The sequence below is a fragment of the Streptomyces sp. NBC_01635 genome (assembly GCF_045209715.1).
Lineage (GTDB): Bacteria > Actinomycetota > Actinomycetes > Streptomycetales > Streptomycetaceae > Streptomyces > Streptomyces hirsutus.
Genome location: NZ_CP109277.1, coordinates 2382695 through 2398054, shown reverse-complemented (window position 1 = coordinate 2398054; position 15360 = coordinate 2382695). Strand labels below are relative to the sequence as shown.

16 protein-coding genes and 1 pseudogene are annotated in these 15360 nt (G+C 73.3%); 11 read left to right on the top strand and 6 right to left on the bottom strand.

Annotation, left to right across the window (positions count from 1 at the left end; translation table 11 throughout):
- Positions 1–51 precede the first annotated feature (51 nt).
- On the bottom strand, positions 52–450 hold the full coding sequence (locus OHB56_RS11365) for a VOC family protein (RefSeq protein ID WP_326752152.1): 399 nt from the start codon (positions 448–450) through the stop codon (positions 52–54).
- A gap of 108 nt (positions 451–558) precedes the next feature.
- Positions 559–1194 (bottom strand): TIGR03085 family metal-binding protein, encoded by a 636-nt coding sequence (locus OHB56_RS11360; RefSeq protein WP_326752151.1) that lies wholly within the window; start codon positions 1192–1194, stop codon positions 559–561.
- Positions 1195–1353: 159 nt separating this feature from the next.
- Between OHB56_RS11360 and hisI the strand changes: the two genes are divergently transcribed.
- From hisI to lgt, 11 genes and pseudogenes are all read left to right on the top strand, one after another.
- Complete coding sequence (gene hisI / locus OHB56_RS11355; RefSeq protein ID WP_326752150.1) at positions 1354–1764, top strand: phosphoribosyl-AMP cyclohydrolase; 411 nt, start codon at positions 1354–1356, stop codon at positions 1762–1764.
- 11 nt (positions 1765–1775) lie between these two features.
- Positions 1776–3269: an anthranilate synthase component I gene (locus OHB56_RS11350; RefSeq protein ID WP_326752149.1), complete on the top strand. Its 1494-nt coding sequence runs from the start codon at positions 1776–1778 to the stop codon at positions 3267–3269.
- 109 nt (positions 3270–3378) lie between these two features.
- A complete protein-coding gene (locus tag OHB56_RS11345) occupies positions 3379–4020 on the top strand; it encodes a TIGR02234 family membrane protein (protein ID WP_326752148.1) in 642 nt (213 codons plus the stop codon).
- A 147-nt stretch (positions 4021–4167) separates the two neighbouring features.
- Positions 4168–4419, top strand: coding sequence for an HGxxPAAW family protein (locus OHB56_RS11340; protein WP_326752147.1), 252 nt, complete (start codon positions 4168–4170; stop codon positions 4417–4419).
- 85 nt (positions 4420–4504) lie between these two features.
- Positions 4505–4930, top strand: a complete 426-nt coding sequence (locus OHB56_RS11335) for a DUF2752 domain-containing protein (RefSeq protein ID WP_406353008.1) — start codon at positions 4505–4507, stop codon at positions 4928–4930.
- A gap of 182 nt (positions 4931–5112) precedes the next feature.
- Positions 5113–5922, top strand: coding sequence for an indole-3-glycerol phosphate synthase TrpC (gene trpC, locus OHB56_RS11330; protein WP_055595487.1), 810 nt, complete (start codon positions 5113–5115; stop codon positions 5920–5922).
- 21 nt (positions 5923–5943) lie between these two features.
- A complete protein-coding gene (gene trpM / locus OHB56_RS11325) occupies positions 5944–6114 on the top strand; it encodes a tryptophan biosynthesis modulator TrpM (protein WP_326752145.1) in 171 nt (56 codons plus the stop codon).
- Between the two features lie 132 nt (positions 6115–6246).
- A complete protein-coding gene (gene trpB / locus OHB56_RS11320; RefSeq protein WP_326752144.1) occupies positions 6247–7533 on the top strand; it encodes a tryptophan synthase subunit beta in 1287 nt (428 codons plus the stop codon).
- Positions 7530–8348 (top strand): tryptophan synthase subunit alpha, encoded by an 819-nt coding sequence (trpA, locus tag OHB56_RS11315; RefSeq protein ID WP_055595489.1) that lies wholly within the window; start codon positions 7530–7532, stop codon positions 8346–8348. The genes trpB and trpA overlap by 4 nt, the downstream gene beginning before the upstream one ends.
- A 178-nt stretch (positions 8349–8526) precedes the next feature.
- Positions 8527–9303, top strand: coding sequence for a DsbA family protein (locus tag OHB56_RS11310; RefSeq protein WP_406353005.1), 777 nt, complete (start codon positions 8527–8529; stop codon positions 9301–9303).
- Positions 9304–9384: 81 nt separating this feature from the next.
- Positions 9385–10276: pseudogene (lgt, locus tag OHB56_RS11305) on the top strand (prolipoprotein diacylglyceryl transferase); the annotation flags it as partial.
- A gap of 399 nt (positions 10277–10675) precedes the next feature.
- On the opposite strand, the gene OHB56_RS11300 reads toward lgt, so the two are convergent.
- Genes OHB56_RS11300 through OHB56_RS11285 form a run of 4 tightly spaced genes read right to left on the bottom strand, consistent with a single transcriptional unit; the run spans position 10676 to position 15358 of the window.
- Complete coding sequence (locus tag OHB56_RS11300) at positions 10676–11518, bottom strand: HpcH/HpaI aldolase/citrate lyase family protein (RefSeq protein WP_406353004.1); 843 nt, start codon at positions 11516–11518, stop codon at positions 10676–10678.
- Positions 11515–12750: a CaiB/BaiF CoA transferase family protein gene (locus tag OHB56_RS11295; RefSeq protein ID WP_406353002.1), complete on the bottom strand. Its 1236-nt coding sequence runs from the start codon at positions 12748–12750 to the stop codon at positions 11515–11517. The genes OHB56_RS11300 and OHB56_RS11295 overlap by 4 nt, the downstream gene beginning before the upstream one ends.
- Positions 12747–14189: an ADP-ribosylglycohydrolase family protein gene (locus OHB56_RS11290; RefSeq protein ID WP_406353000.1), complete on the bottom strand. Its 1443-nt coding sequence runs from the start codon at positions 14187–14189 to the stop codon at positions 12747–12749. Before OHB56_RS11290 ends, OHB56_RS11295 begins: the two co-directional genes overlap by 4 nt.
- Entirely contained in the window at positions 14177–15358 is a 1182-nt protein-coding gene (locus OHB56_RS11285; protein ID WP_406352998.1) for an ADP-ribosylglycohydrolase family protein, read from the bottom strand. Before OHB56_RS11285 ends, OHB56_RS11290 begins: the two co-directional genes overlap by 13 nt.
- Between the last annotated feature and the right edge of the window lie 2 nt (positions 15359–15360).

Here is a 15360-nt window from a genome sequence, read left to right as displayed (position 1 = left end):
CCGGCCGCCGCTCCCGGCGCCCGGGCGGGGTGCGGCGCCCGGCCGGCCCGCTCAGTCCTTCGGCTGGGCGAGCTGGACCAGATTGCCGACCGTGTCGTCCAGGACGGCGGTGAGCACCGGCCCCTGATCCTGCGGCTCCTGGACGAAGTTCACGCCCTCGCCGCGCAGCCGCTCGTACTCCGCGCGAAGGTCCGTCACCGAGAACACGATGGCGGGCAGCCCCGCCTCGCGCACCGCCCTGCGGTACGGCTCCGCGATGGGACCCTGCCCCGGCTCCAGCAGCAGCTCCAGATCCCGCTGCGCTCCTTCGCCCGCCCCGACCGTGACGAACAGGGTGCCGTCGCCCAGGTCCGTCCGGGTGCGGGTCTCGAAGCCGAGGACGCCGGTGTAGAAAGCGTGCGCCTTCGCCACGTCGTCGACGTACACGCTGGTCATGGCGACCTTGATCATGGGGATTCTTCTTCCGATCTTGCAGTCTTTCCGGGGCCGGTCGCCGGCACCGGTCACCGGCCCCGGTATCCATGACCGTACTGGGACGGTCCCCGAGAGCGTGCGGCTTCAGATACCGAGCTGCTTGGACGCGTTCAGCTTCTCGATCGCGTCCGCCTCGCCTTCCAGGTCGACCTTGGCCACCTGGCGCCGCCCGTAGAGGAACAGCACCAGCTCCGACGCCTCACCGGTCACCGTGACCACCGGCGTGCCGCGGTGGGCGACCACCGTCCGGCCGTCCGGGCGGCGCAGCACCAGGCCCGTGGGGGCACCGCGGCCCATCATCCGGGCGGTCTGCTCGAGCCGCGACCACAGGGTGTCCTGGAACACCGGGTCGAGCTCGCGCGTCGCCCACTCGGGCTGCGCGCGGCGCACGTCCTCCGTGTGGACGTAGAACTCGACGACGTTCGACAGCTCGTCGATCTGCTTGAGATTGAAGGGCGAGAAGCGCGGCGGACCGGTACGGATCAGCTGGATCAGCTCCTCGTACGGCTTGGCGGTGAACTCCGCCATCACCCGCTCCAGACGCTGGGCGAGCTGCTTGACCACCATCCCGCCGGCGGCATCCGGGCGGCGCTCGCGCACCACCACGTGGGCGGCGAGGTCGCGGGTGCGCCAGCCCTCGCACAGAGTGGGGGCCTCAGGGCCCGCGGTCTCCAGCAGGTCGGCCAGAAGAAGTCGTTCACGCTTGGCATGGGTCGACATGCAGTCAGCCTACGGGGGCCCGCCCGGTCCGCCCACCCGTCCCCCGGCCGTCACCCCAACGAGACGCGTGCGCACCACCCCGGCCCGTTTCGTCCCCGCGTCCTTCCAACCCGTGGACGCGACCCGGGCGCCGCCCACCCGCACGGCACAATGGTTTCCATGACCAGCAGCACGTCCCGGCCCAGCCGCCTCGACCCGGAGATCGCCGCGCGGCTCAAGCGCAGCCCCGACGGCCTCCTGCCCGCCATCGCACAGCAGTACGACACCCATGAGGTGCTGATGCTGGGCTGGATGGACGACGAGGCGCTGCACCGCACCCTGACCACCGGCCGCTGCACCTACTGGTCGCGCAGCCGCCAGGAGTACTGGGTCAAGGGAGACACCTCCGGCCACGTCCAGCACGTGAAGTCCGTCGCCCTGGACTGCGACGCCGACACCCTCCTCGTCCAGGTCGACCAGACCGGCGCCGCCTGCCACACCGGCGCCCGCACCTGCTTCGACGCCGACGTGCTGCTCACCGACGCCCCCGCGGACCGTGCCGGAAGCGGCGCGCACGCCCCCGGTCAGTAAGGTCTGCCGCCATGGACCTCGAGACGTTCCGCAAGCTCGCCACCGACCGCCGGGTCATCCCGGTCACCCGCAAACTGCTCGCCGACGGCGACACCCCGGTCGCGCTCTACCGCAAGCTCGCCGCGGAGCGCCCCGGCACCTTCCTCCTCGAGTCCGCCGAGAACGGACGGTCCTGGTCCCGCTACTCCTTCGTCGGCGTCCGCAGTGCCGCCACCCTCACCGAGCGGGACGGACAGACGCACTGGGAGGGCACCCCGCCCGTCGGCGTACCGGCCGGCGGCGACCCGCTCGCCACGCTGCGCGCCACCCTCGAAGCCCTGCACACCCCGCGCGACCTCGCCCACGACCTCGGCCTGCCGCCCTTCACCGGCGGCATGGTCGGATACCTCGGCTACGACATCGTGCGCCGGCTCGAGAAGATCGGCCCCGGCGAGCGGGACGACCTGCGCCTGCCCGAGCTGACCATGCTGCTCACCAGCGACCTCGCCGTGATGGACCACTGGGAGGGCTCCGTCTGGCTGATCGCCAACGCGATCAACCACAACGACCTGGAGACCGGCGTCGACGAGGCCCACGCCGACGCCGTGGCCCGCCTGGACGCCATGGAGGCCGACCTCTCCCGCGCGGTCGCCCAGCCCCCGGCCGTCCTCCCGCCCTCCGAACTCCCCGACCACACGGTCCTGTGGGGCGGCCCCGACTTCCGGGCCGCCGTCGAGGACATCAAGGAACGCATCCGCGCGGGAGAGGCCTTCCAGGTCGTCCCCTCCCAGCGGTTCGAGACCCCGGTCACGGCGAGCGCCCTGGACGTCTACCGGGTGCTGCGGGCCACCAACCCGTCGCCCTACATGTACCTGTTCCGCTTCGACGCATTCGACGTCGTCGGATCGTCCCCCGAAGCACTCGTGAAGGTCGACGACGGACAGGCGATGGTCCACCCCATCGCCGGCACCCGGCCGCGCGGCGCCACCCCGCAGCAGGACCAGGCCCTCGCCGAGGAGCTGCTCGCCGACCCCAAGGAACGCGCCGAGCACCTCATGCTCGTCGACCTGGGCCGCAACGACCTCGGGCGGGTCTGCGAGCCCGGCTCCGTCGAGGTCGTCGACTTCATGTCCGTCGAGCGGTACTCGCACGTCATGCACATCGTCTCGACGGTCACCGGCCGGGTCGCGCCCGGCCGCTCCGCCTTCGACGTGCTCACCGCCTGCTTCCCGGCGGGCACCCTCTCCGGCGCGCCCAAGCCCCGCGCCATGCAGATCATCGACGAACTCGAGCCGTCCCGGCGCGGACTGTACGGCGGCTGCGTCGGCTACCTGGACTTCGCCGGCGACTCCGACACCGCCATCGCCATCCGCACCGCGCTGCTGCGCGACGGCACCGCGTACGTCCAGGCGGGCGCCGGGATCGTCGCCGACTCCGACCCGGTCGCCGAGGACACCGAGTGCCGCAACAAGGCGGCCGCCGTGCTGCGCGCCGTCCACACGGCGAACCGGCTGGGCACGGGGTGACACGCACGGGGTGACACCTGCCCGGGGCCGCGCGGGACGCGTCCGGAGCCGTGTGAGATGCGACCGGGACGAGCCCCCGGGTGACCGTTCGCGCGCGGTTCACGCGATAGTGGAGTACGTGACTGCCGTACCTCACCCCCGTTCCGAGGCCGCCGGCTCCGCCCGGGCCGGCCGCCTCAGCCTCGCCGTCGCCCTGCTGTGCGGTGCCCTGGGCGCGGCCGTGGCCCTGCTCGCCACCCGGCAGCAGTGGTCCAAGGGCACCGCGACCGTGGCCGGCGGCTCCTTCCCCCTGACCGCGAACGGCAGCGACGTCACCGGCGTCCCCGCCGCCCTCGCCGTGGTGGGCCTGGCCGCGCTCGTCGCTGTCTTCGCCGTCCGCCGGGCCGGCCGGTTCACCGTCGCCGCCCTGCTCGCCCTGGCCGGGGCGGGCACCGTCGCGGCGGCCCTGCTCGGCGCCTCCGACAGTTCCGCGCTCGACGACAAGGCCGCCGAGGTCTCCGGCGACACGTCGGCCGCCGTGGAAGCCCTCAGCCACACGGCCTGGCCCTACGTCGCGGCCGTGGGCGGCCTGCTGCTCCTGCTGGCCGGCGTGCTCGCCCTGCGCTACGGCAGGCTGTGGCCCGCGATGTCCGGCCGTTACGAGCGAGCCGGCGCCCCGCGGCCACGCCGCACGGCAGCCGCCGGCGATCCCGACCGGCCGGAGGAACTGTGGAAGGCCCTCGACCGGGGCGAGGACCCGACCGGAGCCTGAACCACCGGGCCGCCACCCCTCGACGAGCGGCCGGCCGGGGGCGTTCGCCGCGCGGAGGAGCACCCCCGATCACGGCACGCGCGCACGTGCGGGACAATCGATCCGAGCGTCCTGCTCAGACACGTACACAGCACTGAGGAGCAAGCAATGGCGGGCAGCAGCCACGGTCACACCCCGGCCGCCTGGACCGGTGTCATCATCTCGTTCATCGGTTTCTGCGTCGCGAGCCTGTTCATGGTGGTGGCCTCGCCGGTGGGCTTCTGGGTCGGCATGGGCATCGTGCTGCTCGGCGGTGTCGTCGGCGGAATCATGAGCAAGATGGGCATGGGCCAGAAGCCGCACTTCCACCCGCTCAACCCGCCGGCCGCGGGCCGTGAGCCGGCCCGCGCCGAGAGCTGATCACCGGGAGCGCTCCGGACGGGGGCGGCCGGCACCCGGGTGCCGGAACCGCCCCCGACGCGCGGGCGCGGGGCACAATCACCCCGTGAACGCCGTCAGCCGCAGCGTGCCCCGCGGCCTCGCCGCCCGACTCGTCCTCCCCGCCGGAGCGCTCGCCGCCGTCGTCGGCGCCTTCTTCTACGTGGGGGCCGTGGACCCCAACGAGCCCGGCCACTACCCCGCCTGCCCGCTGCTGCGCCTCACCGGCCTGTACTGCCCCGGCTGCGGCGGACTGCGCAGCGCGCACGCCGTAGCCCACGGCGACCTCCTGGCCGCCCTCCAGGCCAACGCGCCCGCCGTCCTCGGTTACGCGGCCTTCGCCGTCCTCTGGACCGTATGGGTGGTCCGCGCGGTGCGCGGAAAACCCCTGCGCATCGACCCCCGACCGGTGCTCCTGTGGTCCCTGGGGGCGTTCGTGCTGGTCTTCACGGTTGTCCGGAACCTGCCGTTCGGTGGCTGGCTGCATCCTTGATCAAAAGGCGAACGTCCAGGTAGTGGGACCGGCGTCAACCGGATGTGAGCCGTACCCCCTGCTGCGGATACCATCGCAGTGACCACCGGTTTCGTCCGGCGACCCGCCCGTCAGGACGGGCAACGCCCCAGGGACGGAAACGAACGCACTGAAGACGGACCGTCTGGAAGGGGGCCCCTCGCGTGAGTGTGCTCGACGAGATCATCGACGGAGTCCGTGCCGACCTCGCGGAGCGCCAGGCACGGGTGAGCCTCGACGAGCTCAAGGAGCGCGCGGCGAAGGCTCCCGCGGCCAAGGACGGCGTGGCCGCCCTGCGCGGCGAAGGCGTCAAGGTGATCTGCGAGGTCAAGCGCTCCAGCCCGTCCAAGGGCGCGCTCGCCGCGATCGCCGACCCGGCCGGACTCGCCGCCGACTACGAGGCGGGCGGCGCGGCCGTCATCTCCGTCCTCACCGAGCAGCGCCGCTTCGGCGGCTCGCTCGCCGACCTGGAGGCGGTCCGCGCGCGGGTGGACATCCCCGTCCTGCGCAAGGACTTCATCGTCACCTCGTACCAGCTGTGGGAGGCGCGGGCACACGGCGCCGACCTCGCGCTGCTCATCGTCGCCGCCCTCGAACAGTCGGCCCTGGAGTCGCTGATCGAGCGTGCCGTGTCCATCGGGCTCACCCCGCTCGTCGAGGTGCACGACGAGGACGAGGTCGAGCGCGCGGTCGACGCCGGAGCCAAGGTCATCGGCGTCAACGCGCGCAACCTGAAGACCCTCGAGGTCGACCGCGGCACCTTCGAGCGGGTCGCCCCCGAGATCCCGGACCACCTGGTCAAGGTCGCCGAGTCCGGCGTCCGCGGCCCGCACGACCTCATCGCCTACGCCAACGCCGGCGCCGACGCCGTCCTGGTCGGCGAGTCCCTGGTCACCGGCCGCGACCCGAAGACCGCGGTCGCCGACCTGGTGGCGGCCGGCGAGCACCCGGCGCTGCGCCACGGGCGCGGCTGAGCACACGCTAGGCTGGCCCCGATGACCCTCCCGATCACCCTGCCGACCAGGGACCCGTACGCGCGCCTCGCTCGCGGCTGCCGCCCGCGGGGCTGCCGGGCCCCCGCTCGCCGTGTGCTCGGCCGCAGGGTGCGCTACCACATCGGTGACGAGCCCGGTCAGGTCAACGGACTGCGATGGCACCGCCCCTGACAAGGGGCGCGGGGCTGCGCCGACACGCCACTCGGCCGTGTCGGCGCGATCAGCCGCACCCGGCCTGAAGCCGGTCGGCGCACCCTGCCCCCACGGCGCAACGTGTCCGCACACTCACCGTGAGGTTTCCGCATGCCCAGCGAGTTCTTCCTGCCCGACCCCGAGGGCCGGGTCCCCAGTGCCGAGGGTTACTTCGGCGCGTTCGGCGGCAAGTTCATCCCGGAGGCGCTCGTCGCCGCGGTGGACGAGGTCGCCGTCGAGTACGACAAGGCCAAGGCCGACCCCGAGTTCGCCCGCGAACTCGACGACCTGCTGGTCCACTACACCGGCCGCCCGAGTGCCCTCACCGAGGTGCCCCGGTTCGCCGAACACGCCGGCGGCGCCCGGGTCTTCCTCAAGCGCGAGGACCTCAACCACACCGGCTCCCACAAGATCAACAACGTGCTCGGCCAGGCCCTGCTCACCCGGCGCATGGGCAAGACCCGTGTCATCGCCGAGACCGGCGCCGGCCAGCACGGCGTCGCCACCGCCACCGCCTGCGCCCTGTTCGGCCTCGACTGCACCATCTACATGGGCGAGATCGACACCGAGCGCCAGGCCCTCAACGTGGCCCGGATGCGCATGCTCGGCGCCGAGGTCATCGCCGTGAAGTCCGGCAGCCGCACCCTCAAGGACGCCATCAACGAGGCGTTCCGCGACTGGGTCGCCAACGTCGACAGCACGCACTACCTCTTCGGCACCGTCGCCGGGCCCCACCCCTTCCCCGGCATGGTGCGCGACTTCCACCGCGTCATCGGCGTCGAGACCCGCCGCCAGCTCCTGGAGCGCGCCGGACGGCTGCCCGACGCCGCCGTCGCCTGCGTCGGCGGCGGCTCCAACGCCATCGGCCTCTTCCACGCCTTCATCCCGGACGCCTCGGTACGGCTCATCGGCTGCGAACCCGCGGGCCACGGCATCGAGAGCGGCGAGCACGCGGCCACCCTCACCGCGGGCGAGCCCGGCATCCTGCACGGCTCGCGTTCCTACGTCCTCCAGGACGACGAGGGCCAGATCACCGAGCCGTACTCCATCTCGGCCGGGCTCGACTACCCGGGCATCGGACCCGAGCACGCCTACCTCAAGGACTCCGGCCGCGGCGAGTACCGCGCGGTCACCGACGACGCCGCCATGCAGGCGCTGCGGCTGCTGTCGCGCACCGAGGGCATCATCCCGGCCATCGAGAGCGCCCACGCGCTGGCCGGTGCCCTGGAGGTCGGCAAGGAACTCGGCAAGGACGGGCTGATCGTGATCAACCTGTCCGGCCGGGGCGACAAGGACATGGACACCGCCGCCCGCTACTTCGGGCTGTACGACACCGACGCCGAGGTCGCCGCCGACGCGGACACCGACACCGCCGAGATCGAGGGGGACGCCAAGTGAGCGGGAACGTGCGACTGCTGAGCGACACCCTCGCCGCGGCGAAGGCCGAGGGCCGGGCCGCCCTCATCGCCTACCTCCCGGCCGGGTTCCCGACCGTCGACGGCGGCATCGACGCCGTCAAGGCCGTCATCGACGGCGGTGCCGACGTCGTGGAGGTGGGCCTGCCGCACAGCGACCCCGTCCTCGACGGGCCCGTCATCCAGACCGCCGACGACATCGCCCTGCGCGGCGGCGTACGGATCGCCGACGTGCTGCGCACGGTCCGGGAGGCCCACCGGGCCACCGGGAAGCCGATCCTCGTCATGACGTACTGGAACCCCGTCGACCGCTACGGCGTCGAGCGGTTCGCCGCCGAGCTCGCCGAGGCGGGCGGCGCCGGCTGCATCCTGCCCGACCTGCCCGTCCAGGAGTCGGCGCTGTGGCGGGAGCACGCCGGCAAGCACGGTCTGGCCACCGTCTTCGTCGTCGCGCCCAGCAGCAAGGACGAGCGGCTCGCCGAGATCACCGCGGCGGGCAGCGGCTTCGTCTACGCCGCGTCCCTCATGGGGGTCACCGGCACCCGCGAGTCGGTCGGCACGCAGGCCGAGAACCTCGTGGCACGCGCCCGGGCGAGCCGCGCCGACCTGCCGGTGTGCGTCGGGATCGGCGTCTCCGACGCCGCCCAGGCCGCCGAGGTCGCCCGCTTCGCCGACGGCGTGATCGTCGGATCGGCCTTCGTCAAACGGCTGCTGGACGCCCCCGACCCGGCCGCGGGCCTCCAGGCCGTGCGGGCGCTCGCGGGCGAGCTGGCCAAGGGCGTACGCGGCCGGTCCTGACGGCGTGCGGGGGGTCGGCGACGGCGCGTGCGGCCGGGCCCGGACGCACCGATCCGGGAGGGCGGCACCGGTGTCCCGTTCTCGGCAGACGTTCCGCAGTTAGTCATACGGGTCCCTCGTACGGGTGGATCTGGTGCCGGGGAGGCGCGTTGCGCCTCCCCGGTTCGTTCTGCGGGGTGTGAGCGAGAAGAACCGTGAGGGAAAGCGCACCGCCCGTGAGCGGCTGGCGGTCGAGCGTGAGAAGCAGAAGACGGCGGACAGGCGGCGCCGCACCCTGATCGTGGGGGCGAGCGTGGTCTGTGTCCTGGCGCTCGCGGCGGTGATCGGCATCGTCGCCGCCAACGCGGGCAAGGACGAGGGCGGCGAGGAGGCGGGCCCGATGGTGGCGCCCTCGGGGGCGCTCGGCAAGGACGGCCTGGCCATCCCGGTCGGCAAGGAGAGTGCCAAGTCCACCCTCACCGTGTGGGAGGACTTCCGCTGCCCCGCCTGCAAGTCCTTCGAGCTGGCGTACCGGCCGACCCTCCATGAGCTGACCGAGTCCGGCCAGTTGAAGATCGAGTACCACCTCGTCACGCTGATCGACGGGAACATGGGCGGCACCGGCTCCCGCAACTCCGCCAACGCGGCGGCCTGCGCCCAGGACGCCGGCAAGTTCACCGATTACCACGACGTGCTGTTCGACAACCAGCCCCCGGAGACGGACGACGCCTTCGCCGACAAGGCCAAGCTCATCGAGCTGGCCGGCAAGGTCAAGGGCCTCGACACCCCCGCCTTCCGCGGCTGCGTGGAGGACGGCGCGCACAACAGCTGGGTCGCGAAGTCCAACGAGGCCTTCCAGAAAGGGCGTTTCCCCGGCACCCCGACCGTCCTGCTCGGCGACAAGAACATCTACCAGGACCGGACGATGACCCCGGCGAAACTCAAGAAGATGGTGGAGGAGGCCAATCAGCAGTAGGGCTGCGAGCCTTCCCGTTATGGACCCGTAGCCGGACCGCCCGCCGTAGGAGCGGTCCGGCGCGGTAGCGTCGACCCTGCCATGGAACTTGCCTACATTCCCAGCCCGTCGAGCGGGGTGCTGTACCTCGGCCCCGTTCCGCTCCGCGGCTATGCCTTCAGCATCCTCGCCGGCCTCTTCGTCGCCCTCTGGATCGTCGACCGCCGGTGGGTGGCGCGCGGTGGCCAGAAGGGAACCGCCTGGGACATCGCGTTCTGGGCCGTCCCGTTCGGCCTGGTCGGTGGCCGCCTCTACCACGTGATCACCGATTACCAGCTCTACTTCGGCGAGGGCCGGAACTGGGTCGACGCCTTCAAGATCTGGGAGGGCGGCCTCGGTATCTGGGGCGCCATCGCGCTGGGCGCGGTGGGTGCCTGGATCGGCTGCCGGCGCCGGGGAATCGCCCTGCCGCCGTACGCCGACGCCCTGGCCCCCGGTCTGGCGCTGGCGCAGGCGATCGGACGCTGGGGCAACTGGTTCAACCAGGAACTGTACGGCCGGGAGACGGACCTTCCGTGGGCCCTGCACATCACGTCCACGGCGGGCGGCCGGGTACCGGGGTACTACCACCCGACGTTCCTGTACGAGTCCCTGTGGTGCGTGGGCGTCGCCCTGCTGGTCATCTGGGCGGACCGCCGCTTCAAGCTCGGGCACGGGCGGGCGTTCGCCCTGTACGTCGCCGCGTACTGCGCGGGCCGGTTCTGGATCGAGTACATGCGCGTCGACGAGGCCCGCGAGATCCTGGGCCTGCGGCTGAACAACTGGACCGCGATGTTCGTGTTCGTGCTCGCGGTCGTGTACTTCGTGATGTCCGCGAAGCTGCGTCCGGGACGCGAGACCGTGGTGGAACCGGGCGCGGCTGCCACCGGTGGTGCGACAGGTGGCGCGACGGACGGTTCCGCCGGGGGCGACGATGCCCCGGACGCGGCCGGGAGCGGTTCCGGATCCGGGGCGACCGAGCCGGAAGCCGCCGGCAAGGACGGCAAGGCGGATTCCCCGGAGGCGAAGGAAGAAGCCGGGCCGAAGAAGCCGGACGCCGGGTCGAAGGCCGACGCGAGTTCGAAGGAGAAGGGCGGCGCAGCGGACAAGGACGCCGCCGAGCCGGGTGACGCGAAGGCCGAGGACGCCGAGGCGGAGACGGTCCGGGCGGACTCCGAGGACACGGGTCCCGGGGCCGCGGACTCCGCGGACGCGCGGTCCAAGGACGAGGCCGGGTCGGCGAAGAAGAGCTGACGGTCTGCCGGGCCGCCGCCGACCGGCGGCCCGTGGTACGTGAACGACGCCGTGGGGCGCCCGGGAACTCCGGGCGCCCCACGGGCGTGTGTGCGGCGCCTCAGGCGCGGTCGGCCAGGGACAGGACCCGCCGGGCGGCCGTCACCACCGCCGCGTCGACGAAGCGGCCGTCGGGAAGCGCCTGGGCGCCCTGCTCGCCGGCCGCCGCTTTGACGACCGTCTCCGCCCGCTCGATCTCCTCCTCCGTGGGCAGGTAGGCGCGCTCGATGACCGGCAGCTGACGCGGATGGATGGCGGCGCGGCCCAGGAAACCCAGGGCACGACCACGGGCGCAGGAGGCGCGGAGACCGTCCAGGTCGCGGATGTCCGGGTGGACGGACTGGGTGGGCGGGGCCAGACCCGCCGCCCGCGCGGCGACGACCACGCGGGAGCGGGACCAGTCGAGGCCCGCGTCGTCGCCTACGCCCAGGTCGGTCCGCAGGTCCTCCTCGCCGATCGAGATACCGCGCAGGGACGGGTGTGCGGTGGCCACGTCGTGCGCCCGCTCGATGCCGAGGGCCGTCTCCAGCAGCGCGTACAGACCGAGCGGGCCGCCCCGGGCGGACACGGCCCGCCGTGCGACCCGGACGACGTCGGAGGGCGAGGACACCTTGGGCAGCCGCAGGCCCGCCAGCCCCGCCAGGCCCCCGGCCGGGGCCACGGCGGCGAGGTCGGCCTCGCCCCAGGGGCCGGTCAGGGCATTGACGCGGATGTGGACCGGGACCGGCTGCGGGTCGCACAGCAGTTCGGCGGAGGCGGCACGGGCGTACGCCTTGCGGTCGGGGGCGACGGCGTCCTCCAGGTCGATCACCACCACGTCGGCCCCGGAGACGAGCGCCTTCGCCACCACACGCGGCCGGTCGCCCGGCGCGTACAGCCAGGTCAGCGGGGATGCGGCCGTCACAGTGCGCCTTCCGCGCGCAGGGCCGTCAGTTCGGCCGGAGTGAGGCCCAGTTCGGTCAGGACCTCGTCGGTGTCGGCGCCGTGCGGTCGGCCCGCCCAGCGGATCGCGCCGGGGGTGCGCGAGAGCCGGAAGAGAACGTTCTGCATGCGCAGCGGGCCCAGCTCGGGGTCGTCCACCGTGGTGATCGTGTTCAGGGCCTGGTACTGCGGGTCGGCCATCACGTCCCGTACGTCCTGGACGGGCGCCACCGCTGCCTCGGCCTTCTCGAAGGCGGCGAGCACGTCGGTACGGGTGCGGCAGGCGATCCAGCCGCCCACCGCCTCGTCGAGGACGTCCGCGTGCCGGGCGCGGCCGGCGCCGGTGGCGAACCACGGTTCGTCGATCAGCTCGGGCCGCCCCACCAGCCGCATCACCCGTTCGGCGACCGACTGGGCCGAGGTGGAGACGGCGACCCAGGTGCCGTCGGCGGTGAGGTAGGTGCCGCGCGGGGCGTTGTTCTGGGAGCGGTTGCCGGTGCGCGGCTGGACGTGGCCGAGCTGGTCGTACCAGGTCGGCTGGGGCCCGAGCGCGGTGAGGATCGGTTCGATGAGGGCCATGTCGACGACCTGGCCCTCGCCGGTGCTCTCCCGCCCGGCGAGGGCGGTCAGCACCGCGTACGCCGTGGTCAGGCCCGCGATGGAGTCGGCCAGGCCGAACGGCGGCAGCGTCGGGGGCGCGTCCGGCTCCCCGGTGATGGCGGCGAAACCGCTCATCGCCTCGGCGAGCGTGCCGAAGCCGGGCCGGTGCGCGTACGGGCCGAACTGGCCGAAGCCGGTGACCCGGACCAGGACGAGACGGGGGTTGACGGCGGACAGTTCGGACCAGCCCAGGTCCCACTTCTCCAGGGTGCCGGGCCGGAAGTTCTCGATGATCACGTCGGTGGCCTTGGCGAGGCGTAGCAGGGTCGCCCGGCCGCCGCGGGTGGACAGGTCGAGGGTGATGGTCCGCTTGTTGCGGCCGAGCATCTTCCACCACAGCCCCACGCCGTTCTTCGACGGGCCGTGGCCTCGGGAGGGGTCGGGTTTCCTCGGGTGCTCGACCTTGACGACCTCCGCGCCGAAGTCGCCGAGCAGGGTCGCGGCGAGGGGCCCGGCGAAGAGGGTCGCGAGGTCCAGGACCCGCAGACCGGTCAGCGGGGGCGCGGGAGCGGAGGGAGCGGGGGAGGGGGCGGCGGGCGCGGTGGGCCGGGTCATGGGCGGGAGGCCTCCAGACGGGTCGTACGGGTCAGACGGGCCAGGGTGTCGAAGCCGACACCGTTGAAGTCGCCGACGGAGGTGGCCAGCCGGTTCTTCAGCGGGGCCGTCCAGCGCTCGGGGAGCGCGGCGGGGGAACCGGCGAGCAGGGCGGTGACACCGCCGACCGTCGCGCCGTTGGAATCCGTGTCCCAGCCGCCGGACACGGCACGGCAGACGGCGCCGGAGAAGTCGCCGTCCGCGTGGGTGAGGGCGGCGGCGATCAGGGCGGTGTTGGGGACGGCGTGCACCCAGTGGGTGCCAGCGTGCAGGGCGTGGAGCCGGTCGACGACGGCGGCGAAGTCGTGGTGTTCGTGGGCCAGTCGTACGGCCTCGCGCACGGCGCGGGCGAGCCGGGAGCGGGGCGGTACGACGGTGAGGCCGGCGCGCAGGCAGGCGTGGACGTCCGGGCGGTCGCCGCCTGTACCTGTGCCTGTACCTGCGGCGGTGGCGATGACGGCCGCGCCGAACATCGCGGCGTGCACACCGCCCGCGGTGTGCGTGAGGGTGGCGTCGCGGTGGGCCTGTTCGGCGGCTCCCGCCGGATCGCCGGGGTTGGTCCAGCCGTGCACGTCGGCGCGGATCAGGGCGCCGATCCACTCGCGGAACGGGTTGCGGTGGCGGGCGGTGCGCGGCGGCTCCACGCCGTCGAGGAGGTTGCGGTAGGCGACGCGTTCGGCGGTGAAGGCACGGCCCGCCGGGAGCTCGTCCAGCCAGAGCCGGGCCACGTCCGCGGTGGTGAAGTCCTTGCCGTACCGCTGGAGCAGCAGCAGGTTGAGGAGGGGGTAGTCGAGGTCGTCGTCCTCGGGCATCCCGTCGATGTTCTCGGCGAGCGAGGTGGTCGCCGAGCGACGGTTCCAGGGGTATCGCGCGGCCAGCTCCCCGGGGACTCCGAGGGCGGTGAAGTAGCCGTTCAGAGGCCAGTTTCCGGTGGCCCGGGCGAGTCGGCGGATGCCGTCGAGGGGGAGCTTCTCCACCGGCTTGCCGAGCAGGCAGCCCACGGCACGGCCGAGCCAGGCGGCCTCGAGACGGCAGGCTTCGAGGCAGTCGTCCTCGGGAGGGCCGGCTTCGGCGCGGTCGGGGGCCGGGGGAGCGGCGCCGACGGGTGAGGGCCAGTTCGGGCAGAGGGACTTGATGGCGCCGAGGTCCGTCGGTTCATCGTCCGCCAGGCCGCTGGGCAGGTCGGCGAGTTCGTCCAGGAGGTCCCCGGCCAGCAGCCGGAGGTAGCGGGACGCGGGTTGCGGGGAGGCGCCCGCGCGAGGCGGGGCCTCGGAGCCGCCCGCCGCGCGCCACCGGGCCGCGACGGCGGCGACGGCCGCGGCCGACCGGCCGTCCTGGGCGGCCTGGCGCAGCTCGTGCCCGATCAGGTCCTCCGGCTGGACCCAGGTCAGTCGGAGCATTCCGGGCCTCCCAGCTCGGCGAACGCCCTTTCGTGCGAGCGGCGCCGGGACACGTCGCGCGCGAAGATCTCGCGGGCCACCTCCGTCAGCGCGGCCGCGGGTTCCAGGAGGTCGAGACGGCTGGCCTCCGCCACGGTCTTCGCCCAGCCCTCGGGGACCGGCGAACCGAGGGCGCCCGTCATGGCGCCGGCCATCGTGGCGATGGAGTCGCAGTCCCGGCCGTAGTTCACCGCGCCCAGCACCGCGTGCCGGAAGTCGCCGCCGGACACCACCACCATGCCCAGCGCGACCGGGAGTTCCTCGATCGCGTGCAGCCGCGACGGACGGCGGGCATCCAGCGAAGGGGCACGGTAGTCGGGGCCCACGGTGTCGTACGGGGTCACCGCCTCCCGCAGCGGGCGCAGCGCGGACTCGAAGTCCGTATGACGGGACGCCACTTCGCAGACCTTCTCGATCGCCGTCCGCGTGCCGTCCTTCGCCAGGGACAGGCAGGCGGCGACGACCGAGTCCGGTGTCGCCCCCGGTGCGCACGCGGCCGCCACGGCCGCGGCGAGGACACCGGCCGCCTCCCGGCCGTACGACGACTGGTGGGCCCCCGCGACGTCCAGCGCCTCGGCGTACGCGCCCGCCGGGTGGGCCGCGTTGACCAGGCCGACCGGGGCCATGTACATCGCGGCACCGCAGTTGACGATGTTGCCGACGCCCGCCTCGCGCGGGTCGACATGGCCGTAGTGGATCCGGGACACCAGCCACTTCTCCGCGAGGAAGACCCGCTGCAGCAGGAGCGCCTCCGCCTCCAGCTCCGGGATCCAGCGCGGGTGCGTCATCAGGTCAGGGACCAGGTGGTCGGCCACGGCGTGGGCGTCCAGATGGTCCCTGACCCGCGCGTACACCCGGACCAGGGCGTGCGTCATGAGGGTGTCGTCGGTGACGTGGCCGTCGCCCTTGTGGTACGGGGCGATCGGCCGGGCGGTGCGCCAGTCGTCGCCGTTCCAGGGGCCGACGACGCCGTGGACACGGCCGCCGTGGCGCTCGACGATCTGCTCGGGGGAGTACCCCTCGACGGGGCCGCCGAGCGCGTCGCCGACGGCGGCCCCCACCAGCGCGCCGGTGATCCGCTCGTCGAGGGAGGCACCCCGAACCTGCTTTTCGTGCTCTTTGAGCGTCATGC